This is a genomic window from Nonomuraea sp. K271 (assembly GCF_009908215.1).
Lineage (GTDB): Bacteria > Actinomycetota > Actinomycetes > Streptosporangiales > Streptosporangiaceae > Nonomuraea > Nonomuraea longispora.
The window spans coordinates 73,383-96,913 of the sequence record NZ_JAAAHR010000013.1; the positions used below are offsets into that span (position 1 = coordinate 73,383).

The 23,531-nt window shown below is 70.8% G+C and carries 24 protein-coding genes; 19 read left to right on the forward strand and 5 right to left on the reverse strand.

Features of this window, described 5'->3' with window-relative positions:
- The first annotated feature begins 40 nt into the window (after positions 1-40).
- The 6 genes from sucC to GUY59_RS06915 are packed head-to-tail and all read left to right on the forward strand — an operon-like array spanning position 41 to position 6,923.
- Positions 41-1,171 carry an ADP-forming succinate--CoA ligase subunit beta gene (gene sucC, locus GUY59_RS06890; protein WP_138199245.1) on the forward strand — a complete coding sequence of 377 codons (1,131 nt, stop codon included), beginning with the start codon at positions 41-43 and terminating at the stop codon, positions 1,169-1,171.
- Positions 1,171-2,046 carry a succinate--CoA ligase subunit alpha gene (gene sucD / locus GUY59_RS06895; RefSeq protein WP_138199244.1) on the forward strand — a complete coding sequence of 292 codons (876 nt, stop codon included), beginning with the start codon at positions 1,171-1,173 and terminating at the stop codon, positions 2,044-2,046. The genes sucC and sucD overlap by 1 nt, the downstream gene beginning before the upstream one ends.
- Positions 2,043-2,807, forward strand: coding sequence for a hydroxypyruvate isomerase family protein (locus GUY59_RS06900; RefSeq protein ID WP_138199243.1), 765 nt, complete (start codon positions 2,043-2,045; stop codon positions 2,805-2,807). The genes sucD and GUY59_RS06900 overlap by 4 nt, the downstream gene beginning before the upstream one ends.
- Positions 2,804-3,664 (forward strand): NAD(P)-dependent oxidoreductase, encoded by an 861-nt coding sequence (locus GUY59_RS06905; RefSeq protein WP_138199242.1) that lies wholly within the window; start codon positions 2,804-2,806, stop codon positions 3,662-3,664. Before GUY59_RS06900 ends, GUY59_RS06905 begins: the two co-directional genes overlap by 4 nt.
- Complete coding sequence (gcl, locus tag GUY59_RS06910; RefSeq protein ID WP_138199241.1) at positions 3,661-5,382, forward strand: glyoxylate carboligase; 1,722 nt, start codon at positions 3,661-3,663, stop codon at positions 5,380-5,382. The genes GUY59_RS06905 and gcl overlap by 4 nt, the downstream gene beginning before the upstream one ends.
- An 11-nt stretch (positions 5,383-5,393) precedes the next feature.
- Positions 5,394-6,923: an aldehyde dehydrogenase family protein gene (locus tag GUY59_RS06915; protein ID WP_138199240.1), complete on the forward strand. Its 1,530-nt coding sequence runs from the start codon at positions 5,394-5,396 to the stop codon at positions 6,921-6,923.
- A gap of 122 nt (positions 6,924-7,045) precedes the next feature.
- Here the strand turns inward: GUY59_RS06915 and GUY59_RS06920 are convergent, their stop codons facing one another.
- Entirely contained in the window at positions 7,046-7,426 is a 381-nt protein-coding gene (locus GUY59_RS06920) for a DUF6703 family protein (RefSeq protein WP_132333695.1), read from the reverse strand.
- Positions 7,427-7,488: 62 nt separating this feature from the next.
- Here GUY59_RS06920 and GUY59_RS06925 point away from each other — a divergent pair, with 62 nt between their 5' ends.
- The 11 genes from GUY59_RS06925 to GUY59_RS06975 all read left to right on the forward strand — a co-directional run bounded on the left by GUY59_RS06925 (position 7,489) and on the right by GUY59_RS06975 (position 19,319).
- Positions 7,489-7,776, forward strand: a complete 288-nt coding sequence (locus GUY59_RS06925) for an antibiotic biosynthesis monooxygenase family protein (protein ID WP_132333694.1) — start codon at positions 7,489-7,491, stop codon at positions 7,774-7,776.
- Positions 7,777-7,870: 94 nt separating this feature from the next.
- Entirely contained in the window at positions 7,871-9,256 is a 1,386-nt protein-coding gene (locus tag GUY59_RS06930; protein WP_171055300.1) for a glycine--tRNA ligase, read from the forward strand.
- Between the two features lie 302 nt (positions 9,257-9,558).
- Complete coding sequence (locus tag GUY59_RS06935; protein WP_161714433.1) at positions 9,559-9,705, forward strand: hypothetical protein; 147 nt, start codon at positions 9,559-9,561, stop codon at positions 9,703-9,705.
- Positions 9,702-10,712, forward strand: a complete 1,011-nt coding sequence (locus tag GUY59_RS06940; RefSeq protein WP_138199239.1) for an AAA family ATPase — start codon at positions 9,702-9,704, stop codon at positions 10,710-10,712. Before GUY59_RS06935 ends, GUY59_RS06940 begins: the two co-directional genes overlap by 4 nt.
- On the forward strand, positions 10,709-11,671 hold the full coding sequence (locus GUY59_RS06945) for a DUF58 domain-containing protein (protein WP_138199238.1): 963 nt from the start codon (positions 10,709-10,711) through the stop codon (positions 11,669-11,671). The genes GUY59_RS06940 and GUY59_RS06945 overlap by 4 nt, the downstream gene beginning before the upstream one ends.
- Positions 11,668-12,609 carry a VWA domain-containing protein gene (locus GUY59_RS06950; RefSeq protein WP_138199237.1) on the forward strand — a complete coding sequence of 314 codons (942 nt, stop codon included), beginning with the start codon at positions 11,668-11,670 and terminating at the stop codon, positions 12,607-12,609. Before GUY59_RS06945 ends, GUY59_RS06950 begins: the two co-directional genes overlap by 4 nt.
- On the forward strand, positions 12,588-13,658 hold the full coding sequence (locus GUY59_RS06955; protein ID WP_252374827.1) for a S1C family serine protease: 1,071 nt from the start codon (positions 12,588-12,590) through the stop codon (positions 13,656-13,658). The genes GUY59_RS06950 and GUY59_RS06955 overlap by 22 nt, the downstream gene beginning before the upstream one ends.
- Before the next feature lie 10 nt (positions 13,659-13,668).
- A complete protein-coding gene (locus GUY59_RS06960; protein WP_165959659.1) occupies positions 13,669-14,334 on the forward strand; it encodes a response regulator transcription factor in 666 nt (221 codons plus the stop codon).
- Positions 14,331-15,500 carry a sensor histidine kinase gene (locus tag GUY59_RS06965; protein WP_138199235.1) on the forward strand — a complete coding sequence of 390 codons (1,170 nt, stop codon included), beginning with the start codon at positions 14,331-14,333 and terminating at the stop codon, positions 15,498-15,500. The genes GUY59_RS06960 and GUY59_RS06965 overlap by 4 nt, the downstream gene beginning before the upstream one ends.
- 261 nt (positions 15,501-15,761) lie before the next feature.
- A complete protein-coding gene (gene ppdK, locus GUY59_RS06970) occupies positions 15,762-18,401 on the forward strand; it encodes a pyruvate, phosphate dikinase (RefSeq protein WP_138199234.1) in 2,640 nt (879 codons plus the stop codon).
- Between the two features lie 234 nt (positions 18,402-18,635).
- Complete coding sequence (locus GUY59_RS06975; RefSeq protein WP_161714434.1) at positions 18,636-19,319, forward strand: hypothetical protein; 684 nt, start codon at positions 18,636-18,638, stop codon at positions 19,317-19,319.
- A gap of 3 nt (positions 19,320-19,322) precedes the next feature.
- On the opposite strand, the gene GUY59_RS06980 is transcribed toward GUY59_RS06975, so the two are convergent.
- The 4 genes from GUY59_RS06980 to GUY59_RS06995 all read right to left on the reverse strand — a co-directional run bounded on the left by GUY59_RS06980 (position 19,323) and on the right by GUY59_RS06995 (position 21,662).
- Complete coding sequence (locus GUY59_RS06980) at positions 19,323-19,742, reverse strand: ester cyclase (RefSeq protein ID WP_132341197.1); 420 nt, start codon at positions 19,740-19,742, stop codon at positions 19,323-19,325.
- 77 nt (positions 19,743-19,819) lie between these two features.
- A complete protein-coding gene (locus GUY59_RS06985; RefSeq protein ID WP_138199232.1) occupies positions 19,820-20,230 on the reverse strand; it encodes a hypothetical protein in 411 nt (136 codons plus the stop codon).
- 39 nt (positions 20,231-20,269) lie between these two features.
- Positions 20,270-20,821 carry a GNAT family N-acetyltransferase gene (locus tag GUY59_RS06990; protein WP_138199231.1) on the reverse strand — a complete coding sequence of 184 codons (552 nt, stop codon included), beginning with the start codon at positions 20,819-20,821 and terminating at the stop codon, positions 20,270-20,272.
- Positions 20,822-20,873: 52 nt separating this feature from the next.
- Positions 20,874-21,662: a sulfotransferase family protein gene (locus GUY59_RS06995; protein ID WP_201760571.1), complete on the reverse strand. Its 789-nt coding sequence runs from the start codon at positions 21,660-21,662 to the stop codon at positions 20,874-20,876.
- Between the two features lie 336 nt (positions 21,663-21,998).
- On the opposite strand from GUY59_RS06995, the gene GUY59_RS07000 reads away from it, so the two are divergent.
- Together GUY59_RS07000 and GUY59_RS07005 are read left to right on the forward strand one after the other, a co-directional pair.
- Positions 21,999-22,433 (forward strand): nuclear transport factor 2 family protein, encoded by a 435-nt coding sequence (locus GUY59_RS07000; RefSeq protein WP_138199229.1) that lies wholly within the window; start codon positions 21,999-22,001, stop codon positions 22,431-22,433.
- 103 nt (positions 22,434-22,536) lie between these two features.
- Positions 22,537-23,265, forward strand: coding sequence for a phosphotransferase (locus GUY59_RS07005; RefSeq protein ID WP_138199228.1), 729 nt, complete (start codon positions 22,537-22,539; stop codon positions 23,263-23,265).
- The last annotated feature ends 266 nt before the right edge of the window (positions 23,266-23,531 follow it).

Sequence of the window (23,531 nt, forward strand, 5' to 3'; positions counted from 1 at the left end):
GGATATTCCATACGGTATACCGTCTACAAAGGAGGCTCGAATGGACCTGTACGAATACCAGGCGAAGGAGCTCTTCGGGCGTCACGGGATCCCGGTCCCCGCCGGCAGGGTCGCCACCACCCCCGCGCAGGCCGGCGCGATCGCGGCCGAGCTGAACGCGCCCGTTGTCATCAAGGCCCAGGTGAAGACCGGTGGGCGCGGCAAGGCGGGTGGCATCAGGAGCGCGGCGGGGCCGGTCACCGCGGAGGTGGAGGCCGACCGCGTCCTCGGCATGGACATCAAGGGGCACGTCGCGCGCACCGTGCTGGTCGAGACCGCGACCGTGCCGTTCGAGGAGTACTACGCGGCCTTCCTGGTCGACCGGGCCGAGGGCGGGTTCCTGGCCATGGTGTCGAGCCAGGGAGGCATGGAGATCGAGGAGCTCGCGGCCACCGACCCCGACGCTCTGGTGAAGCTGCCCGTCGACCCGGTGTCCGGGGTGGACGCGGAGACCGCGCGGGCTCTCGCCGCCAAGGCGGGCCTGCCCGAGCAGGCGGCCGGGGTGCTGGAGCAGCTGTGGCGGGTGCTGGTCGCGGAGGACGCCCTGCTGGTCGAGGTGAACCCGCTGATCTGCACCACCGACCAGCGCATCGTGGCGCTCGACGGCAAGGTGACCCTGGACGACAACGCCGCGTTCCGGCACTCGTGGGAGCCGGAGGAACAGGCGGACGGCCTGGAGGCCCGCGCCCGGGCCAAAGGACTCAACTACGTCAAACTCGACGGACGCGTCGGCGTGATCGGCAACGGGGCCGGCCTCGTCATGAGCACGCTCGACGTGGTCGCGGGAGCGGGGGCCGCCCCCGCCAACTTCCTCGACATCGGCGGCGGCGCGTCCGCCAAGGTCATGGCCGACGGGCTGGAGATCATCCTGGCCGACCCCGACGTGCGCTCGGTGCTGGTCAACGTCTTCGGCGGCATCACGGCCTGCGACGCGGTGGCCAGCGGCATCGTCACCGCACTCGAACTCCTCGGCGAACGCGGCCACGGCAGGCCCATCGTCGTACGGCTGGACGGCAACAACGCCGAGGTGGGCCGGCGCATCCTCAGCGACGCCAGGCACCCGGCCGTCCGCCAGGTCTCCACCATGGACGGCGCCGCCGAGACGGCGGCCAGACTCGCGGCAGGTGCGTGATGGCGATCTTCCTGACCAAGGACAGCCGGGTGCTCGTGCAGGGCATGACAGGCGCGGAAGGCAGCAGGCACACGGCCCGCATGCTCGCCGCGGGCACCGACATCGTGGCCGGGGTGACCCCCGGAAAGGGCGGGCGCTCGCTGGACTTCGGCGAACGCGCGGTGCCGGTCTTCGGCTCCGTGGCCGAGGCGATGGCCGAGACGGGGGCGGACGTCTCCGTGGTGTTCGTGCCGCCCCGCTTCACCGGTTCGGCCGTGGAGGAGGCCGTCGAGGCGGGCATCCCGCTGTGCGTGGTCATCACCGAGGGCGTCCCCGTGCATGACGCCGTACGTTTCCGCGCCCTGGCGAGCGGCCGCACCAGGATCATCGGGCCCAACTGTCCCGGCCTGATCAGCCCCGGCCAGTCGTCGGCCGGCATCATCCCCGCCGACATCACCTCCGCCGGGCGCATCGGGCTGGTCTCGAAGTCGGGCACGCTGACGTACCAGCTGATGTACGAGCTGCGCGACCTCGGCTTCTCCACCGCCGTCGGCATCGGCGGCGACCCGGTCGTCGGCACCACCCACATCGACTGCCTCAAGGCGTTCCAGGACGACCCCGGCACCGACGCGATCGTCATGATCGGCGAGATCGGCGGCGACGCCGAGGAGCGGGCCGCCGCCTACATCGCGGCGAACGTCACCAAGCCCGTCATCGCCTACGTCGCCGGCTTCACCGCGCCGGAGGGCAAGACCATGGGGCACGCGGGCGCGATCGTGTCCGGCTCGTCCGGCACCGCCCAGGCCAAGAAGGAGGCTCTGGAGGCCGTCGGCGTCCGCGTCGGCCGCACCCCCTCGGAAACGGCCCGTCTCCTCCGCGCCGGGGTGTCGTCGTGAAGTTCGCCGTCAATCTGTCCATTCTCCTGACCGACCTGCCGTTGCTCGAACGTCCGGCCGCGGCGGCCAAGGCGGGGTTCGACGCCGTGGAGCTGTGGTGGCCGTTCGACGGCCCCGAACCCGGCGATGCCGAGCTCGCGGCGCTGCGCCAGGCCGTAGAGGACGCCGGAGTGCGTCTCACCGGGCTCAACTTCGACGCCGGTGACATGGCGGCCGGCGATCGCGGGCTGCTGGCCAGGCCGGGCGACTCGGCCAGGTTCCAGGCCAACATCGACGTCGCGGTCCGGCTGGCGGGCGAGCTGGGCTGCGGGGTGCTCAACGCGTTGTACGGCAACGGCCCGGGCACCGACAGGGACCTGGCCGTGGCGAACCTGCGCAGGGCGGCGGACGCGGCGGCGGGGATCGGCGCGACCGTGGTCGTCGAAGCGCTCAACTCCCACGAGAACCCGAAATACCCGATCACGTCGTCGCGGGCGGCGTTCGACCTGATCGACGAGGCCGGCAGGGACAACGTGGCCTTCCTGGCCGACCTCTACCACCTGCACCGGATGGGCGAGGACGTGCTCGCGCTCATCGACGGGCACGCGGGACGTTTCGGCCACGTACAGATCGCCGACGACCCCGGAAGGGGGCGGCCGGGCAGCGGGCGCATGCCGTACCAGGAGATCTTCGCGCGGCTGACGGCCGCGGGCTACCGCGGCCACGTCGGCCTGGAGTACCGGCACGAGGGGCCGGGCGCATTCGACTGGAGGCGCACATGAACATCGGCTTCGTCGGCCTGGGGATCATGGGCAGCCCCATGGCCGCCAACCTCGTCAAGGCCGGGCACACCGTGACCGGGTACGACCTCGGCACCGAGCGGGTCGAGCGGCTCGCCGGGCTGGGCGGCAAGGGCGCGGCGAGCGTGGTCGACGCGGTCGCCGGCGCGGACGTCGTGATCACCATGCTGCCCGACTCGCCGCAGGTGGAGGAGGTCGCGCCGCTGGTCGTCGAGTACGGCAGGCCGAACCTGCTCTACGTCGACATGAGCACCATCAGGCCGGAGACCTCCCGCGAGGTGGCCCGCCGGGCGGCGGCCGCCGGGGTGCGGGCGCTGGACGCCCCCGTCAGCGGCGGCGAGCGCGGCGCGATCGACGGCACCCTGTCGATCATGGTGGGCGGCGCCACCGAGGACGTCGAGGCGGCCAGGCCGGTGCTGGGCAGCCTCGGCACGACCGTGGTGCACGTCGGCCCCGCGGGCGCAGGCCAGACCGTCAAGGCGGCCAACCAGCTCGTCGTCGGCGGCGTGTACGGGCTCGTGTCGGAGGCCATCGTGCTGCTGGAGGCCTCGGGCGTGGACCCGGTCGCCGGCCTGGACGTGCTCGCGGCCGGCTTGGCGGGCTCCAGGATCCTCGATCTCAAACGGCACACCATGGTCAGACGCGAGTTCGCCCCGGGGTTCCGCATCGACCTGCACCACAAGGACATGGGCATCGCCGTCGCCGCAGCCCGCGAGGCCGGGGTGAGCCTGCCGCTCACCGGTCAGATCGCCCAGCTCATGGCGGCGGCCAGGGCGCAGGGCCACGGCTCGCTCGACCACTCCGCCCTGCTCAAAGTGATCGAAAGGCTGAATGGATGACTCGCATTCCCTGCATGGAGGCCGTGGTCGCGGTGCTGGAGTCGGAGGGCGTGGACACCGTCTTCGGCATCCCGGGCGCGGCCATCCTGCCGCTCTACGCGGCACTCCAGAACAGCTCGATCCGGCACATCACGGTACGCCACGAAGAGGGCGGCACCCACGCGGCCGACGGCTGGGCCAGGGTGACGGGGAACGTGGGCGTCTGCATCGGCACGTCAGGCCCCGCGGGCACCAACATGATCACGGGTCTCTACACGGCGATGGCCGACTCGATCCCGATGATCTGCGTCACCGGCCAGGCGGCCACCTCGAAACTGCACCAGGAGGCTTTCCAGGCGGTCGACATCGTGGAGATCGCCCGGCCCGTGACCAAGTGGGCGGTGCAGCTCAAGGAGCCCGCCCAGGCGCCGTGGGTGTTCCGCGAGGCGTTCAGGGTCGCGCGGTCGGGCCGGCCGGGGCCGGTGCTCATCGACCTGCCGATCGACGTCCAGCGCGGCACCTGCCTGTACGACCGCGACGTGGACGCGCCGCTGCCCGTCGAGACCCCACGCCCGCTGCCCGGAGCCGTGCGCAAGGCCATGGACCTGCTGACGGCGGCCAAGCGACCCGTCATCCTGGCCGGCGGCGGCGTGATCATCGCCGACGCCTGCGACGAGCTGCGCGCGCTGGCCGAGCACCTCCAGGTGCCGGTGCACGTGACGCTCATGGGCAAGGGCGCCTTCCCCGAGGACCACCCGCTGTTCGCCGGAATGCCCGGCATCCAGACGCAGACTCGATGGGGCAACGCCGCCTTCCTGGAAAGCGACCTGGTGCTCGCCGTCGGCGCCCGCTTCGGCGACCGGCACACCGGCGACCTCGACGTCTACCGCCGCGGGCGCAAATTCGTGCACGTGGACATCGAGCCCATGCAGCTCGGCCGGGTCATCGAGCCCGACCTGGGGATCGTCGGCCACGCCAAACCGGTGCTCGCCGACCTGCTGGCCGAGGCGCGCGGGCGCGGCGGGCCGAAGGAGCCCGGCAAATGGGTGCGCAAGGTCGCCGACCTGCGCCGTACTATGGCCCGCCGCGACGACTTCGACGACGTGCCGATCAAGCCGCCCAGGGTGTTCAAGGAGATCAACGCGTATTTCGGCAGGGACACCACGTTCGTTACCGCCATCGGGCTCTACCAGATCTGGTCGGGGCAGTTCCAGACGACCTACCTGCCGCGCCGCTACCTGGTCTGCGGGCAGGCGGGGCCGCTGGGCTGGGAGGTGCCCGCGGCCATGGGCGTCAAGTGCGCACATCCCGAGCGGCAGGTGGTGGCCGTGGTGGGCGACTACTCCTTCCAGTTCCTGATGGAGGAGGTCGCGGTGGCCGCCCAGTACCGCATCCCGTTCGTCATCGTGATGATCAACAACGAGTATCTGGGCCTCATCCGGCAGGCCGAGATCCCGTACGGCATGAACTTCGCCGTGGACCTGCACTACGGGGAGGGCGGCATCGACCATGTCAAGGCCATGGAGGCGTTCGGCTGCCCGGCGCGTCGCGTGGAGCTGCCGGGTGACCTGCCGGACGCGCTGGCGTGGGCGTCGGCCGCGTCGGCGCGGGAGCGGGTGCCGGTGCTGGTGGAGGTGATGGTCGAACGCGAGGCCAACGCCGCCATGGGGCCCTCGCTCGACGAGATCAAGGAGTTCGAGCCGCTGCCCGAGCTCATCACCGCCGACTGGTCCGACTGAGAGGAGCTCTCATGCAGCTCAAACCGGGTACGGCCTGGCAGGACGCCTATGGCCGATGCCACGCGGCGGCCCCTGAGGCCTTCCACGACGACCGCGTGCTGAACCACTGGGGCGGCATGTGGCGCCGCGACGGTCGTCCCGTGCCGGGGTTCTCGCCGCTCGACGGCACCGCCATCGCCGGCCTGCCGCGGCTCGACCGCGCCGGGGCCGCGCGGGCGGTGGCGGGCGCGGTGGAGGAGCACAACCGGTGGCGCTACCTGCCGATGGCCGAGCGCAAGGCGATGGTCGCGGCGGCCGTCGAGTCCATGGCCGCGCACCGCGACCTGCTCGCCCTGCTGCTGGTCTGGGAGATCGGCAAGCCGTGGAAGACGGCGTGTGCCGACGTGGACCGCTGCCTGGACGGCGTGCGCTGGTACCTCGACGAAATCGACCGCATGGTCGCGGGACGCACGCCGCTGCCCGGCCCGGTCAGCAACATCGCGAGCTGGAACTATCCGATGAGCGTGCTCATGCACGCCATGCTCGTGCAGGCGCTGGCCGGCAACGCGGTGATCGCCAAGACGCCCACGGACGGCGGATTGTGCTGCCTCACGCTGGCCTGCGCGCTGGCCGTGCGGGAAGGGCTGCCGTTCACGCTGGTCAGCGGGGGAGGGGCCGAGCTGTCGCCGGTGCTGGTGGCCGGGCGCGCGCTGGGCTGCGTGTCGTTCGTGGGCGGCAGGGACGCGGGGGCCAAGGTGGCGACCTCGCTGGCCGACCTCGGGCGCCGGCACGTGCTGGAGCAGGAAGGGCTGAACTGCTGGGGGGTGTGGGAGTACGGCGACTGGGACCTGCTCACGACGCAGATCCGGGCGTCGTTCGACTACGCCAAGCAGCGGTGCACCGCCTATCCGCGGTTCGTGGTGCAGCGGTCGGCGTTCCACGAGTTCCTGGGGGCGTACCTGTCGGCCGTGGGGTCGCTGCGCTTCGGCCATCCGCTCGCGGTGGCCGAGCCGGACGACCCGCTGCCGGAGCTCGCCTTCGGCCCTCTGATCAACGCCTCGAAGGCCAAGGAGCTGGCCGACCAGGTGGACGAGGCCGTGGCGCGGGGCGGCGTGCCGGTCCACCGTGCGGCCATCGAGTCCGGACATTTCCTCCCGGGGCAGGATATTTCGGCGTACTTCGCTCCGACCGCGATCCTCAACCCGCCCCCGTCCTCGCCCCTGCACCACGCCGAGCCGTTCGGCCCCGTCGACACGATCGTCCTGGTGGACACGGAGGCCGAACTGCTGGCCGCCATGAACGCCAGCAACGGCGCCCTCGTCGCCACCCTCTCCTGCGACGAGGAGGAGACCTTCCACCGCCTCGCACCCCAGGTGCGCGCGTTCAAGGTGGGCCACAACAAACCCCGCTCGCGCGGCGACCGCGAGGAGCTGTTCGGCGGGCTCGGCGCGTCGTGGCGCGGCGCGTTCGTCGGCGGCGAGCTGCTGGTGCGCGCCGCGACGAGCGGCTCCGACGGCGAACGCCTGCCGGGCAACTTCCCGCACTACACGCTCCTGCCCTGAGGCGCTCTCCCAGAACGGCCCTGAGGCGCTACCCCAGAACGGGTCCCGCCAGGCCACCAGGAACCGGACCAGCCACCCGCAAGGCCACCAGGAACCGGACAAGGTGCCCTGAGGCGAACCCTCTAGAAGGCGCCGAAGCGGGTCGCCGCGAGCAGGACGAGAAAGGTCAGCATGGCGACCCGCAACAGCTTCCCGCCGACGGTCAGCGACGGCCAGGACAGATAGGCCAGCCACCCGATGAACGCGATCACCGGCAGGACGGCCACGCCACCCAGCGGATTGGTCACGGCGAACCCCGCCAGCAGCAGGATCACCATCACGGCCGGCGCCACCCACCGGGGCACCTGCGTGAACAGGAACGTCATCGGCACGGCGCTGCGCTGCTCGACGGCCTTGCGCAGGCCGGTCGCGCCCGGCGTGAAGAACTGCTCACCCTGCGGGACCGCACGCTTGCCGCCCTGCCTGCCTGTGCGCTTGTCGCCGCGCTTACTGTCAGGGGTCACGGGAAGAGCCTACGCGTGTCGCGCGGGCGCGGCGCTTCTGGACGGGCCTCTAGGCTGGTCGCGTGCTCGCCGTGATCCGATACTCCGTTCCAGAGTCCCAGTCGCAGGACTTCGTCAAACAGGGCCACGCCATCCTCGACCTGCTCGCCACCCAGCCGGGCTACCGGCGCGGCCGGTTGGCCCGCTCGGTCGACGAGCCCAACCTGTGGGCGCTGGTCAGCGAGTGGGAGGGCGCCGGCTTCTACCGCAGAGCGCTCTCCGCCGCCCGGATGACGATGTATCCGCTGATGATCCTCATGGTCAACGAACCCAGCGCATATGAGGACGTTCACGTTCGGGACGGCGCGTAACAATACTCGCGCGCGAAGGCGTTCGAGCGTCCCCTAAGCTGGGATCTCACCGATTTCACTCGCCGACCTCCAGCCGGAAAGAGAACCAACCAACATGGCACGACGCACCGACGTCCTGGACACCATCGTCAGCCTCGCCAAGCGCCGCGGGCTCGTCTACCCGTCGAGCGAGATCTACGGCGGACTGCGCGCGTCGTGGGACTACGGTCCACTGGGCGTCGAGCTGAAGAACAACGTCAAGCGGCAGTGGTGGCTGTCGATGGTGCAGTCGCGCGACGACGTGGTGGGCCTCGACTCCTGCGTCATCCTGGCGCCCGAGGTGTGGCGGGCCAGCGGCCACGTCGACACCTTCACCGACCCGCTGACCGAGTGCCTGTCCTGCCACAAGCGTTTCAGGGCCGACCACCTGATCGAGGCCTACGAAGAGAAGAACGGCAAGACACCCGAGGGCGGCCTGGCCGACATCACCTGCCCTAACTGCGGCAACAAGGGCACCTTCACCGAGCCCCGGCAGTTCAGCGGCCTCCTCAAGACCTACCTCGGCCCGGTCGAGGACGAGTCGGGCCTGGCCTGGCTGCGCCCCGAGACCGCGCAGGGCATCTTCATCAACTACCTCAACGTTCAGCAGTCGGCGCGCAAGAAGATCCCGTTCGGCATCGGCCAGGTCGGCAAGTCCTTCCGCAACGAGATCACGCCGGGCAACTTCATCTTCCGCACCCGCGAGTTCGAGCAGATGGAGATGGAGTTCTTCGTCAAGCCCGGCACCGACGAGGAATGGCACCAATACTGGATCGACGAGCGCTTCCGGTGGTATTCCGACCTCGGCATCAATAAGGACAACCTGCGTCTCTACGAGCACCCGCAGGAAAAGTTGTCCCACTACTCCAAGCGCACCGTCGACGTCGAATACCGCTTCAACTTCGTCGGCTCCGAGTGGGGTGAGCTCGAAGGCATCGCCAACCGCACCGACTTCGACCTCACCTCCCACGCCAAGGCGTCCGGCGCCGACCTCAGCTTCTTTGAGCAGGACAGCGGGGAGCGCTACGTCCCCTACGTCATCGAGCCGGCCGCCGGCGTCGACCGGGCCACGCTGACCTTCCTGATCGACGCCTACAGCGAGGACGAGGCGCCCAACGCCAAGGGCGTCATGGAGAAGCGCACGGTCATGCGGCTCGACCACCGGCTGGCTCCGGTCAAGGCCGCGGTGCTGCCGCTCTCGCGCAACGCCGACCTGTCGCCGAAGGCACGCGACCTGGCCGCGCAGCTGCGCCGCCGGTGGAACGTCGAGTTCGACGACGCCGGCGCCATCGGCCGCCGCTACCGCCGCCAGGACGAGATCGGCACGCCGTTCTGCATCACCGTCGACTTCGACACCCTGGAGGACAACGCGGTGACCATCCGCGAGCGTGACTCCATGGCCCAGGAGCGCATCTCCATCGACGGCGTCGACGCCTACCTGCGCCAGCACCTGAACGACTGACCGCCGTACTTCGGTAGGTGCATGTCCGCTGGTCTGCGTTCGGGTGGGGTGGGCGGTGCTGTCTTACGGCATGCCGTCTGGGCCCCACCCGCCGCCGTGTGCTGCGGCCTTCCAGGGAGACGCTCCTCCGCCTCACCGCCTCACCGCCGTGACGCGCGCATTCTTGCCCGGCTCCGTGGCCATTCGTGACGGCCTGGCTGACCGAAAAATCGTGTAAAGGCGGGGGTTACGCGGGTTTTCGCGGTTGCCTGATGACATGCCTCGTAAGCCGACAAACGGCCATACGAGGGACGAGGGTAACCATGCGTACATCACGTTTCGCTCTTGTGCTGCTCGCCGCGGGCGCGGTGCTCATGACGGGGAGCGCCGCATTCGCCCAACCTGAGCCGACCGCGCTGGAACTGCGGCTGGTCGTGGACAACTGCCCCGACAAGATCGTGCAGCCATGATCGACCCCGCGCTGCTCGAACGCGCGCTCTTCGAGGTCAAGCGGGTGATCGTCGGCCAGGACCACATGGTCGAGCGGCTGCTCGTCGCGGTCATCGCCAAGGGGCACTGTCTGCTCGAAGGCGTGCCGGGCATCGCCAAGACACTGGCCGCCGAGACCACGGCGAGCGTGGTCGGAGGGACGTTCGCCCGCATCCAGTTCACGCCCGACCTGGTGCCGTCCGACATCATCGGCACGCGGATCTACCGGCCCTCGACCGAGTCGTTCGACATCGAGCTGGGCCCCGTCATGGTGAACCTGCTGCTCGCCGACGAGATCAACCGGGCGCCCGCCAAGGTGCAGTCCGCCCTGCTGGAAATCATGGCCGAGCGGCAGGTCAGCATCGGCGGCGTCACCCACGATGTGCCGAGGCCGTTCCTGGTGCTGGCCACCCAGAACCCCATCGAGTCGGAGGGCGTCTACCACCTGCCCGAGGCGCAGCGCGACCGCTTCCTCATGAAGATCGACGTGGGCTATCCCAGCGAATCGGAGGAGCTGGCGATCGTCTACCGCATGAGCGTGGACCCGCCCGAGCCGACCGCCGTCCTCGACCCGGCGCAGGTTCTCGCGCTCCAGCGGCGGGCCGATGAGGTCTTCGTGCACCACGCCATCGCCGAGTACGCCGTCCGCCTCGTCTACGCCACCCGCGACCCCGACCGGTACGGGGTGCAGGACGTACGCAGGCTGCTGGCGTTCGGGGCCAGCCCCAGGGCCACGCTCGGCCTGCTGGCGGCCGCCAGGGCGCTGGCGCTTGTGAGGGGGCGCGACTACGTGCTGCCGGAGGACGTACGCGACCTGGCGCACGACGTGATGGCGCACCGGCTGGTGCTCTCCTTCGACGCGCTGGCCGACGGGATCGAGCCCCGGCAGATCGTGGACCGGGTGCTGGCCACCGTACCGCTGCCCCTCATCGCGCCCCAGCAGGAATCAGTGCGGCAGGAATCGGTGCGGCAGGACGCGGTGGCATGAAGCCGTACCTGATCGCGGAGCCCGCGCTGCGCAGGCTCGAACTGACGATCACCAGGAGGCTGGACGGACTGCTCCAGGGCGAACACCTCGGCCTGGTGCCAGGTCCCGGGAGCGAGCCGGCGGAGTCGCGGCCGTACCAGCCGGGGGACGACGTGCGGCGGATGGACTGGAACGTCACCGCCCGCACCAACGAGCCCCACGTGCGGGATCTGGTCGCCGACCGGGAGTTGGAGATGTGGGCCCTGCTCGACGTCACCGCGAGCATGGACTTCGGGACCGCCGTGCTGGAGAAGAGGGAACTCGCCCTGTCCGCGCTGGCGGCGGTCGGCTTCCTCACCCAGCGGACCGGCAACCGCATCGGCACCCACCTGCTGCACGGCGGCGGCGTCAGGACGCTGCCCGCCAGGACGGGCCGGCCGCACCTGATGGCGCTGCTGCAGGCGGCGTTCGCGCTGCCGCGCACCCCGCCGGGGGTGGCCGAGCCGTTGCTCGGCGTCGCGGCGGAACAACTCGCCCGGGTCGTACGGCGGCGCGGCCTGGTCGTGGTCGTGTCCGACTACCTGGACGCGCCCGAGACGTGGGAGCCGCCGCTGCGCAGGCTCGCCGCCAGACACCAGGTCCTGGCCGTGGAGGTGGTCGACCCGCGCGAGCTGACCCTGCCGGACGTGGGGATCCTCACGCTGATCGACCCGGAGACGGGACGGCGGCGCGAGGTCGCCACCGGCAACGCCCGGCTGCGCCGCCGGTACGCGGAGGCGGCGGCCGGGCAGCGCGACGCCATCGCGCAGGCGCTGCGCCGGGCCGGAGCCACGCACCTGCGGCTGCGTACGGACCGGGACTGGGTGCGTGACCTGGTTCAGCACGTCATGCGCCAGCGCCGCCTGGCCGCGCTGGCCCCGAGCCCGATGTTGCCCGCCCGTGGTGGCGGCACGCCCGGCACAGGAGGTGATGTGGCGTGAGGCTGATCTCGCCCGTCTGGTTGCTGCTGCTCATCCCCGTGGCGCTGCTCGCCGTCGCCTACGTGCTCATGTCGCTGCGGCGCAGCGCGTACGCCGTCCGTTTCACCAACCTCGACCTGCTCGACCGGGTGGCTCCGAGAAGCCCGGGGTGGCGCAGGCATGTTCCGGCGTCGGCGCTGCTGCTCATGTTCGCGCTGGCGGTTGTGGGCTTCGCCAGGCCGACGGCCGAGGTGCAGGTGCCGAGGGAACGAGCCACGATCATGGTGGCGTTCGACGTGTCGGCGTCGATGAGCGCCACCGACGTCAACCCCGACCGGTTCTCGGTGGCCCGGCAGGCGGCCAGGCAGTTCGTGGAGGGCCTGCCTGACAGGTTCAACCTGGGACTGGTGTCGTTCTCGTCGTCGGCCTCCGTGGCGGTGCCGCCGACCACGGACCGGCAGGCGGTGCTGAGCGCGCTCGACCGGCTCAGCACGGCCTCGGGCACCGCCATCGGCGAGGCCGTCTACTCCTCGCTGGAGGCCATCGCCGCGCTCGACTCGGATGAGGAGGCGCCGCCCGCGCACATCGTGCTGCTGTCGGACGGCTCCAACACGACCGGCCGCACGCTGAACGACGCGGCGGCCGAGGCGCAGTCGAGACGCGTCCCGGTCACCACCATCGCCTACGGCACCGCGGACGGCACCATCAGCCTCTCCGGCCAGGAGGTCCCTGTGCCGGTGGACGGCCCTGCCCTGCGCGGGCTGGCCGAGTCGGCGGGCGGCGGGTTCTACGAGGCGGCCAGCGGCAGCGAGCTGCAGGCGGTGTACGAGGACATCGGCACGTCGGTCGGCTACCGCACCGAGCAGCAGGAGGTATGGCAGTGGTTCGTGGCGGCGGGGCTGATGTCCGGACTGATCGCGGCGGTGACGTCGATGGTGTGGTTCTCGAGGTTGCCGTGAAGGGCCTCGGCCGGCCGAGCGGGCCGGGGTTCCGTACGGTGCCGCTCGGAGGCCCCCAGGAGCCCGTCCAGGGCCCGCCACCCGTGCCGGGGCCACCGCCTCCGCGGCAGCCTCCCGCGCAGCCGCCGCCCATCCTGGAGCCACGGCCCGCGCAGGGTCCGCCCGCGCAGGGCCCCCTTGCGCAGGGGCTTGCCACGCAGGGGCGGTTGCCCGCACAGGGACAGCCGCTCATACGGGGACAGCTCGGCACGCAGGGGCTCCCCGTGCAGGGACAGCCGCCGGTGCCGGGGACGCGGCACGGGCAGGGCGCGGTGGCGCCCAGAGGACGCCTGCTGGTGGTCGCCGCGCTCGTCGCGGCGCTCGCCGGCGCGGCGGCGGGAGTGGCGGGAGCCCGGCTCTCCGGGGTGTCCGAGCCGGCCCCCGTCGCGGCCCTGCCCCGGGTCGCGCCCGCGCCGTCGTCCGGTCTGACCGGGTTGAGCGCGACGGCGGCGCGGGTGCTTCCCAGCGTGGTCTCCGTGGAGGCCGGCAGCCGGGGCGGGTCCGGCTTCGTGGTGGACGGGAGCGGCCACATCCTCACCAACGCGCACGTGGTGGGCGCGAGCGGCATGGCGACCGTGGTGCTGAACGACGGCCGCAGGCTGAGCGCCCGCGTGGTCGGCGCGGACGACGACGAGGACCTGGCCGTGCTGGTGGTCGACCGCCCGGGTGAGCTGACGCCCGCCACCCTCGGCCGCTCGTCCGATCTGTCCGTCGGTGACCGGGTGCTGGCCATCGGCTCGCCGCTGGGGTTGTCCGGCACGGTCACCGCGGGCATCGTCAGCGCCCTGGACAGGGGGGTATGGCTGGGCGGTGCCCAGCGTACGGCCGTGCAGACGGACGCGTCCATCAACCCGGGCAACTCGGGTGGGCCGCTGGTGAACGACCGGGGCGAGGTCGTGGGGGTGAACACCGCCATCGCGGCCGGGCGAGGGGGCGGGAACATCGGCATCGGTTTCGCCATCCCCATCGACCGGGCCGCGCCCATCGCGGAACGCATCATGCGAAATTAGGGTCGAAAGCATGCGACTGCTTGTGGTGGAGGACGAGGAGGACCTGGTCGACGCGTTGCGGGTCGGCCTCGTCCGCGCCGGTTACGCGGTGGACGTGGCCTACGACGCGCCGTCCGCCAACGAGAAGTTGCAGGTCAACACGTACGACCTGGTCCTGCTCGACCTGAACCTGCCTGGCGGCGACGGCTTCCAGCTCTGCCGCACCGTCCGCGCGGCGGGGCAGGGGGTGCGGATCATCATGGTGACCGCCCGCGACCGGCTCGACGACCGCGTGCGCGGGCTCGACGAGGGGGCGGACGACTACCTGGTCAAGCCGTTCGCCTTCCCCGAGCTGCTGGCCCGGGTGCGGGCGCTGCTGCGCAGGGAAAGCGTCGGCGGCACCTCCGTGCTGGAGGTGGGCGGGCTGCGCATCGACACGGCCAGGCTGGAGGTGTCGCTGGACGGCAGGTCGCTGGCGCTCACCCCCAAGGAGTACGGAGTGCTGCACTACCTGATGACCAGGCCGGGCCACGTGGTGTCCAGCGAGGAACTGCTGGAGCACGTCTGGGACGAGCACGCCGACCCGTTCACCAACACCGTGCGCGTCACGGTCGGCAACCTGCGGCGCAAGCTCCAGGAGGACGGCCTCATCGAGACGGTGATCAGCCGGGGTTACCGGCTCAAGGAGCCGACATGATCCACACCATCCGCTTCCGGCTCACGGTGCTCTACTCCGGGCTGCTGTTCGTGCTGGCCGCGCTCGTGCTCGGCGGCATCTACGTCGCCGTCTCGAAATCCACCGAACAACGCCCCTACACCACCGAGTACGCCAAGGCCTACTCGGGCGACCAGTACCTGGGCAGGCGCGAGGTCGTCTTCGTCCAGGAGGTGGAGAACGCGGTCAACGTCAAGACGCTGGCCACGCTGCGCGACTATTCGCTGGTCACGCTCGTCGGCCTCTATCTCGCCAGCCTGGGCATCGGCTGGGTGCTGGCCGGCCGCGTGCTGCGTCCGGTCAGGTCGATCACCCGCACCACGGAGGAGATCCAGGCGACCGACCTGACCCGGCGCATCAAGCTGGACGGGCCGCGCGACGAGCTCAAGGACCTGGCCGACACCATCGACACCATGCTCGACCGGCTGGAGGAGGCGTTCAGCGCGCAGCGCCAGCTCATCGACGACGCCTCGCACGAGCTGCGCAGCCCGCTGACGATCATCCGGGCGAACGTGGACGCCGTACTGTCCGCGCCCGACGCCAGCGACGAGGAGCGCACCAGGGCCGTGGCCATCGTGGACCGCGCGACCACCCGCATGACCAGGCTCGTCGAGGACCTGCTGGCCAGCGCGAGGCGTCAGGGCACGGCGTTCGCCGACGCCGATCTCGACCTGGCCAGGGTGGCGGCGGAGGCGTGCGAGGAGCACGCCACCCCGGCCGCGGCCCGCCACGTGCGGATCATCCGCGACCTGGGCGCCGGCCTGGAGATGACCGGCGACTCCGACGCGCTGCGCCGCGCCGTGGCCAACCTGCTCTCCAACGCCGTGCGCTTCTCGCCGCCGGGCGGCACGATCCGCGTGGCGGCGGGGCGGGCGGACGGCTGGTTGTGGGTGGCGGTCCGCGACGACGGGCCCGGGCTGGGAGAGGCGGACCAGCAGCGCGTGTTCGACCGTTTCTGGCGAGGCGAGGCCAGCCGCCGCGACCGCCACACGGGACTGGGCCTGGCCATCGTCCGCCAGATCGTGGAGTCGCACGGGGGGCGGGTGGCGGTGTACTCGCAACTGGGGGCGGGCGCGACGTTCGTGCTCTGGCTGCCGCCGCGCGGCGGGATGCCGGGCTCGCCGCCCGAGGACAACCCGCTCGTCTGAAGCGTCGTAGGGCGCCCCGTCATCGGGCAGGCAGGGGCGCCCGTCCGCGCGCCCGGGACAACGCCCCGCCTTTCCGCGCCTTTCCCAAGAATTGGTTTAAACCAATTGGTCTAATCCAATTTCTCGACTTCTGGCCGTACAATTGGATTAGACCTGTTCAAGGCCGTTCACCTGCGTAAATGCCAACTAGTGAGGGGGGTGCAGTTTCGTCATCAATTTCGTCGGTAGAGTCCGGTGCAGAGGCGTCGGATTGGAGCTGTGGTGGCCAAGTACGTTTACGATTTCACCGAGGGCAACAGGAATCTCAAGGATCTTCTCGGCGGTAAGGGAGCCAACCTCGCCGAAATGACCAACCTCGGGCTCCCCGTTCCTCCCGGATTCACGATCACCACCGAGGCCTGCCGCCACTACCTGGCGGAAGGCTCGACACCGGGAGGTCTGGAGCAGGAAGTCGCGGAGCATCTGGACGCGCTCGAGAGCCGAATGGGCAGGAAACTCGGGCAGGCCGACGACCCGCTGCTCGTCAGCGTGCGCTCCGGGGCGAAATTCTCCATGCCGGGCATGATGGAGACGGTGCTCAACATCGGGCTCAACGACGAGTCGGTGCACGGCCTGGCCAAGCAGGCGGTCGGCAACGAACGTTTCGCGTGGGACTCCTACCGCCGGCTCATCCAGATGTTCGGCAAGACCGTGCTCGGGATCGACGGCGAGCTGTTCGAGCGGGCGCTCGACGCCGTCAAGGGCAAGCGCCAGGACACCGACCTCGACGCGGGCGAGCTGCAGCGGCTCGTGGAGACGTACAAGGGCATCGTGCGCGAGCAGACGGGCGGCGACTTCCCCGCCGACCCGCGCGAGCAGATGCGCCTGGCCGTCGCCGCCGTCTTCGACTCGTGGAACGCGCCACGCGCCATTCTCTACCGCCGCCAGGAACGTATCCCCGCCGACCTCGGCACCGCCGTGAACATCATGGCCATGGTCTTCGGCAACTACGGTGACGACTCCGGCACCGGCGTCGCCTTCACCCGCGACCCCGGCTCGGGCCTGCAGGGCATCTACGGCGACTACCTGCAGAACGCCCAGGGCGAGGACGTGGTGGCCGGCATCCGCAACACGATCCCGCTCCAGGAGCTCGAACGCCTCGACAAGCACGCGTACGACGAGCTGCTCGCCATCATGGAGACCCTGGAGAACCACTACAAGGACCTGTGCGACATCGAGTTCACGATCGAGCGCGGCAAGCTCTGGATGTTGCAGACGCGCGTCGGCAAGCGCACGGCGGCGGCCGCCTTCTGTATCGCCACCCAGCTCGTCGACCAGGGCCTGATCACGCTTGACGAAGCCGTCACCCGTGTTACCGGCGACCAGCTGGCCCAGCTCATGTTCCCGCGCTTCGACGCCGGCGCCGGCAGGAAGACGATCGCCAAAGGCATGAACGCCTCCCCCGGCGCCGCCGTCGGCAGGGCCGTCTTCTGCTCCGAGCGGGCCATCGAGCTGTCGGAGCAGGGCGAGGACGTCATCCTGGTCCGGCGCGAGACCAATCCCGACGACCTGGCCGGCATGATCGCCGCCAGGGGCATCCTGACGAGCCGCGGCGGCAAGACCTCCCACGCGGCCGTGGTCGCCCGCGGCATGGGCAAGACGTGCGTGTGCGGGGCCGAGGACCTGGAGGTGTCCACGGACGAGCGCAGGTTCACCGCGCCGGGCGGCGTGGTCGTCTCCGAGGGCGACCTCATCTCCATCGACGGGACCACGGGGGAGGTGTTCCTCGGTGAGGTGCCCGTGGTCGACTCGGAGGTCGTCGAATACTTCGAGGGCGCCGAGCCGGACGGCGAGCTGGTCAGGGCCGTCGACCGGATCATGCGCCACGCGGACGCCAACCGCCGGCTGGGCGTACGCGCCAACGCGGACACCCCGCGGGACGCGGCGCGGGCCCGCCGGTTCGGCGCGCAGGGGATCGGGTTGTGCCGTACCGAGCACATGTTCCTGGGGGAGCGCAGGCGGCTGGTGGAGGACCTGGTGCTGGCGTCGGACGACGACGAACGCCAGGCGGCGCTGGACGCCCTGGAGCCCCTCCAGAAAGCCGACTTCGTAGCCATATTTCAGGCGATGGACGGCGATCCCGTCACCATCCGCCTCATCGACCCTCCCCTGCACGAGTTCCTCCCCGACATCGTGGACCTGTCCGTCAGGGTCGCCACGTCACCGGACGCCACCGACAAGGACCGCAGGCTGCTCGCCGCCGTCAAGCGCCTGCACGAGCAGAACCCGATGCTCGGCCTGCGCGGCGTACGCCTCGGCCTCGTGATCCCCGGCCTGTTCGCCATGCAGGTCCGCGCCATCGCCCAGGCCTCCAAGAAGGTGCCGGGCTCCCGGCCGGAGATCATGATCCCGCTGGTGGCCGCCGTACAGGAGCTGGAGTCCGTACGCGAGGAGGCCGTCAAGATTCTCGCGGAGGCCGGCGTCGACGCCCTGATCGGCACCATGATCGAAGTCCCGAGGGCGGCGCTGACCGCGGGCAGGATCGCCGAGGCGGCGGAGTTCTTCTCCTTCGGCACGAACGACCTCACCCAGATGTCCTGGGGCTTCTCCAGGGACGACGTGGAGGCGTCGTTCTTCTCGCGCTACCTCGACCTCGGCATCTTCGGCACCTCTCCCTTCGAGACCATCGACCGGGAGGGCGTCGGCCGCCTGATCGAGATCGCGGCCGAGGAGGGCAGGGCCGCCCGGCCCGGCCTGCACCTGGGCATCTGCGGCGAACACGGCGGCGACCCCGGCTCCGTGCACTTCTGCCACGAGGTGGGGCTGGACTACGTCTCCTGCAGCCCGTTCCGCATCCCGGTGGCCCGCCTGGAAGCCGGCCGCGCCGCGCTGAAGGACACCGGCACCCGCCGGAGCGACTGACCGCCCTTGCCCGACCCTCGACGTAATCCTACTCTTACTTTAAGTGACTGCGGGTGGGAGGGAACTACATGGGTGGTAAGCCGCGGAAGCCGCATCCAGACGGCCAAGCGGGTGGCGGCAAACACGGTGGTGGCGAGGGCAACGCCGGTGAGGGCGGAAACGCCGGCGGCAAGGGTTGACGGCCGACGTCGCCGGCAAGATCGAGGCGCTGGCCGACGCGGTCAGCGCCGCTCCGTGCGCACCGTCGGCGCCCGCCCGCTGTTGCTCGCCGGTGACGGCGCGGCCGGGCACCGGCAAGGAGCCCCGTACGACCGGGTGCATGTCACCTGCGGCGTCCGTGACGTTCCCTATGCCTGGATCGAGCAGTGCCGGCCCGGCGCTGTGAACGTGGTGCCGTACTGTCCCGGTTTCGGCGAGGGCCACGAGCTGCGCCTGACCGTCACGCCGGACGGCGCGGCGCACGGGCGCTTCGCCGGCTATGCCGACTACATGATGATGCGTTCCCAGCGGGACCCCGCCGACCGGCTGCCGCGCGGGTCCGAGGACAGGCGTCGTTCGACGACCGGCATCGATCCGCGCACGATCGCCTTCGCCCCCGCCGGCGCCGACCTGGCCATCGCGGCCCTGACCGGGCTGACCTCCGAAGGCGGCGCCGACCGGGACGAGGACGGCGAGCTGTACCGGTTGTGGTTGTCGGACCCCGCCGATCCCTACGCCTGGGGAACGGTGAAGTGGCGCCCGGGCAGCACCGAGTACGAGGTCTACCAGGTAGGCGAGCGCCCTCTGTGGGACGAGGTGACCGCCGCCTACTTCCGGTGGGTGGGCTGGGGTGGGCCCGGACGGGACCGGTTCGGGATGACGGTCACCCAGGGCGGCCAGTACGTCTGGCTGGACCGCCCGGAGCGCGGCCTGCCGTAGCCGTCAGGACGGGACGGCGCCGAGCTGGCGCAGTTGCGTCAGGATGTCCACGACCCCCCACAGTTCGACGATCCGGCCGTTCGCGAAGCGGTAGACGAAGATCTCGTTGTACGCGACAGAGCGGCCGGTCGGCGGCAGCCCCCTGAACTCGCCCTGGTGGGTGCCGGTGACCGTGTGCCTGGAGACGAGCCGGTCACCTTCGGCGATCACGTCCTCGACCTCCACGTGGATGTCGGGGAAAGCGCTGAGAAGCACCGTCCACACCTCTTTGAGCGCCTGCGTCCCCGTCACGTCCGTCGGCACGGGGGCGTGGAAGATCACGTCAGGATGGAAGACCTCGTCGATCGTCGCCGCGATGAGCCGGGCATCGCCGCTGTTGAAGGCCTTGTGGAAACGCTGGAACGTCGCCTTGTAGCTGGACATGGGGGATTCCTCCGGGCGTGGACGGTGTCTCACCGGATCGACGACGCAGCGGTCCGGAATGTGAGGCGGCGCCCCCGTCACGCCCCGGAAGTACGGCGGATCGCGCGGATCACACCCCAGAGCCAGACGCCGAGCGTGACGATGCTCGCGGCGCCGAGGATGGTGATCAGCAGCCAGTCGGCGGAACCCGTCGCCGGGTAGACGGTGTACGGGTTGCCGGTGTCCACGGCGGGGATGGCGTCGCCCACCCGCTCCAGGTCGCCGCCCGTCGACAGAGTGACGCGCCGCGGGGGCGCCGAGCCGTCCCCGGCGGTGAAGTAGCCCACCCACGAACAGGAGCGGCCGCCGCAGTCGTGCTCGGTGGCGGTGAAGACGCCGGTGACGCCGGAACCGAACTGGGCGGTGTAGGCGGGCACCACGTCGCGTACGGCCAGGAACAGCAGCATGCCCGCGAGCACCGGCGCCCCCACCCACCAGAGCCAGCGCACCTGATCACCTTCCTTGCGGGACCGCCGGGCGGACGTTCATCAGCTCGACCGGGTCGCGGGCTCGTCGTGCCAGTCGGGGAGCGTCACGGTGCCGGAGATCCAGTCGTGCCGCAGGACGGCGTAGCCGACCGAGTCGTGCGGGGTGCCGCCGTCCGGGGCCGGCCAGGCCTCGCGGTAGTGGGCCTCCTTGGCGTACCCGCTCCTGCGCAGGGCCGCGCGCATGGCGTGGTTGTCCTGGCGGGTCGTGGCCTCGATCCGCGTGACGTGCGGAAATTCGGTGAACAGGTAGGAGGTCAGCCACGCGACCGCGGCCGTGCCGAGGCCCTTGCCGCGCCGGTCGGCGCGGATCCGCAGGTCGAACATGGGCGTGTCGTCGGCGAGGTCCTGCAGCCGCACCAGGCCGGCGCGCTCCCCGTCGGCCAGCACCCAGAACGTCCTGCTCTCGTCGTTCCAGTAGAGCCCGCTCCCCGCCCGCTGCCTGACCGTCTCCGCGTCCTGGGTGCCCGCGTGGAAGGGCCAGTGGCTGCCTGTCAGGAAGTCCGCCAGCGCGTCGACGTCACCGGAGGAGTAGGGGGTGAACTCGATGCTCATCGTCGGATGGTGTCACACGGCCGCCCGGCCGGTCACGCGGGTTTCCGCGAGGTCAGGAATACCCCCAGGCCTTGGCGTACTCGGCGAGTTCGGGCGAGAGCGCGTCGGTGTTGTCGAAGGTGCGGGCGGGCTGGATCCGCCCGGACTTGATGGTGTCGCTGCGGTCTCCCAGGTTCGGTACGAACCGGCCCTGATCGTGCTTGCTGTAGTCGAGCATCTCCGGCTCCCATGCCACACCCAGGTACGCGCAGACGTCGCGGGTGATCCGCTCCGGTTCGGCGGTGAGCTCCTCGTAGCGCAGGGTCAGCCCGTCGAGCGTGCGGCGGGCCTCCTCCATGGGCTTGAAGTACTTCAGCGCGTTCGTCTCCAGCGCTTCGCGGGTCGAGGTGTTGCCCTTGCGGTTCTGCAGCGAGGACACCACGCCCTCCGGGTGGCGTAGCAGGAAGAGGAACTTGGCCTTCGGCCAGGCGTAGTGCAGCCGTTCCCAGACGAAGACGTTGCCCGGCGTCTTGTCGACGATGATCTCCTTGCCACTGCGCTCCAGCTCCAGCTCCAGGATGCGGTCCCACAACACGTGCTCCAGCTCCACCTTGTCCATCCCGAGCTCCTGCATGGACTGCTCCGAGAAGTCGGGCGTCAGCTGCACGCCGATGGTGCGCAGGTGCAGCTCGTGCGGGGCCCGGATACGGGAGTGGCTGTTCAGCAGCATGCGCAGCAGCGTGGAGCCGGAGCGCACCGAGGCGATCACGAAGACCGGGGAGTCCACCTGCCGCGGCAGGATCGGGATGGAGTAGTCGACCACGTGCGTGCGCTTCGGGGGACGCGGGCGGGAGACCTTCATCGGACTCGTCTCCGGCGGCGTCAGCTGGCGTGGAGGGCGCAGCGCCTCGTTCAGGAGCCGAAACCTTCTCTTGATGCCGGTTCTCACAACGCCCATGCGCGCCTGCGACCCTCTCTCTCCCCGCGCGTTCCCCATTCCCCCTGGGAATGGGCAGCCGAAACCAGAGGTAACGGCCGCCGTAGTCGGACAAAAGTAACGTATGGGGTCAGCGTCAGAAAGACGTTGGCGGAGGTTCACAGCGCACTCTCAGGTACGGGCGGCCAGGCCCGTTTGCGCAGTCACGCTTACCCGGCAGGTAATCGACGGGCGTGCCCGGGGCCGGGCAGGCTGTGCGGCATGACGCACGAGACGAAGGACACCCGCGGCACCGTGCGGGAACTGCTGCGGCGCATCGCGGAGGGCGACCACGACGGCGCGGCGGACCTGTTCGCCGAGCCCATCGACTGGCGGCTCAGCTGGCCCGAGGAAGGGTGCCCGCAGGCGCCCTGGATCCGGCCCCGATCGAGCAGGGCCGAGGTGGCCGACCACTTCCGCGTGCTGGAGGCTCACCACGTGCCCGAGCTGAACGGCACGTCCGTCGACCGGGTCCTGGTCGACGGGGCCGACGCCGTGGTGCTCGGGGAGATCGCGCAGACCGCGAGAGGAAGCGGCACCGCCTACAGGTCGCCGTTCGCGCTGCACCTCACCGTCGAGGACGGTCTGATCACCCGTTACCACATCTATGAGGACAGCCTCACGGTCGCGGGCGCCCTGGCCACCGCGAGCCCCTGAGCAGGAGCCCGCGCGGGCCGGTCGCTTGTGGAGTCCATGAAAAGAAGCCGCGGTCCGGCCGATGGAGCGGCGTCCCCCGGCCTGATCGGGCAGGCTGGGACGCATGTCCGAAACACACCTGCCCGGCGGGTACGTGAACACCGTCGTCCGGGTCGGCGACACCGTCCGCCGCCCGCCCGCGCACCGGGCCGCGTACGTGCACGAGCTGCTGCTCCTGCTGGAACGCGGCGGATGGCCGGGCGCGCCGAGATTCCTGGGGACGGACGAGCGCGGGCGCGAGATTCTCAGCTTCGTGGACGGCCACGTGGCCTGGGAGGACGTCCAGCCCGACGGCGTCACCTCCGACGAGAGCCTGGCGCGGGTGGCGGAGCTCGTACGCGCGTTCCACGACCTGACCGCGGGCACACCCCTGGCCGGCGACGACGAGGTCGTCTGCCACAACGACCTGTCCCCGAAGAACACCGTCTACCGCGACGAGGGCGCGGGCCTGCGGCCGGTGGCGTTCATCGACTGGGACATCGCGGCGCCGGGACGGCGGATCCACGACGTGGCGCACGTCTGCTGGCAGTACCTCGGCCTCGGTCCAGGAGCCGTCGACGCCGGGAGGCGGATCCGGCTCATCTGCGACGCGTACGGGCTGCTTGGGCGGGGTGGCCTGGTGGAGGCGATCCTGTGGTGGCAGGACCGCTGCGCGCGTGGCATCGAGACGGACGCGGCCGCCGGGATGCCGCACGCGATCAGACTGCGTGACGACGGGGTGGTGGCCCGGATCCGCGCCTGCCACGACTGGGTCGCCGAGCATCGGGCCGAGCTGGAACGCCCGCTGCGCTGACGGCGGCGCCCGGCCGCTCCTGGGCTGTCGCAACCGGGGCTCGGTGATGACGTCGATCGCCCGCTACCTCTGACGTGGCCAAGGCCGATCGCCCGTACGGGAAACGGCCAAGACCTCAACGGGGGGCGTCCGGGTTCGGGTCGCCCAACGTGTGCGGCACCGGCTCGCCCTCCGAGAACAACCAGGAGTCTCCGGAGGTGTCCGGGGCTGCGGGGCCGGGCTCGTCAGCCGCGGGTTCTGGGGCGGCAGGTCGCCAGGTGTCCGGG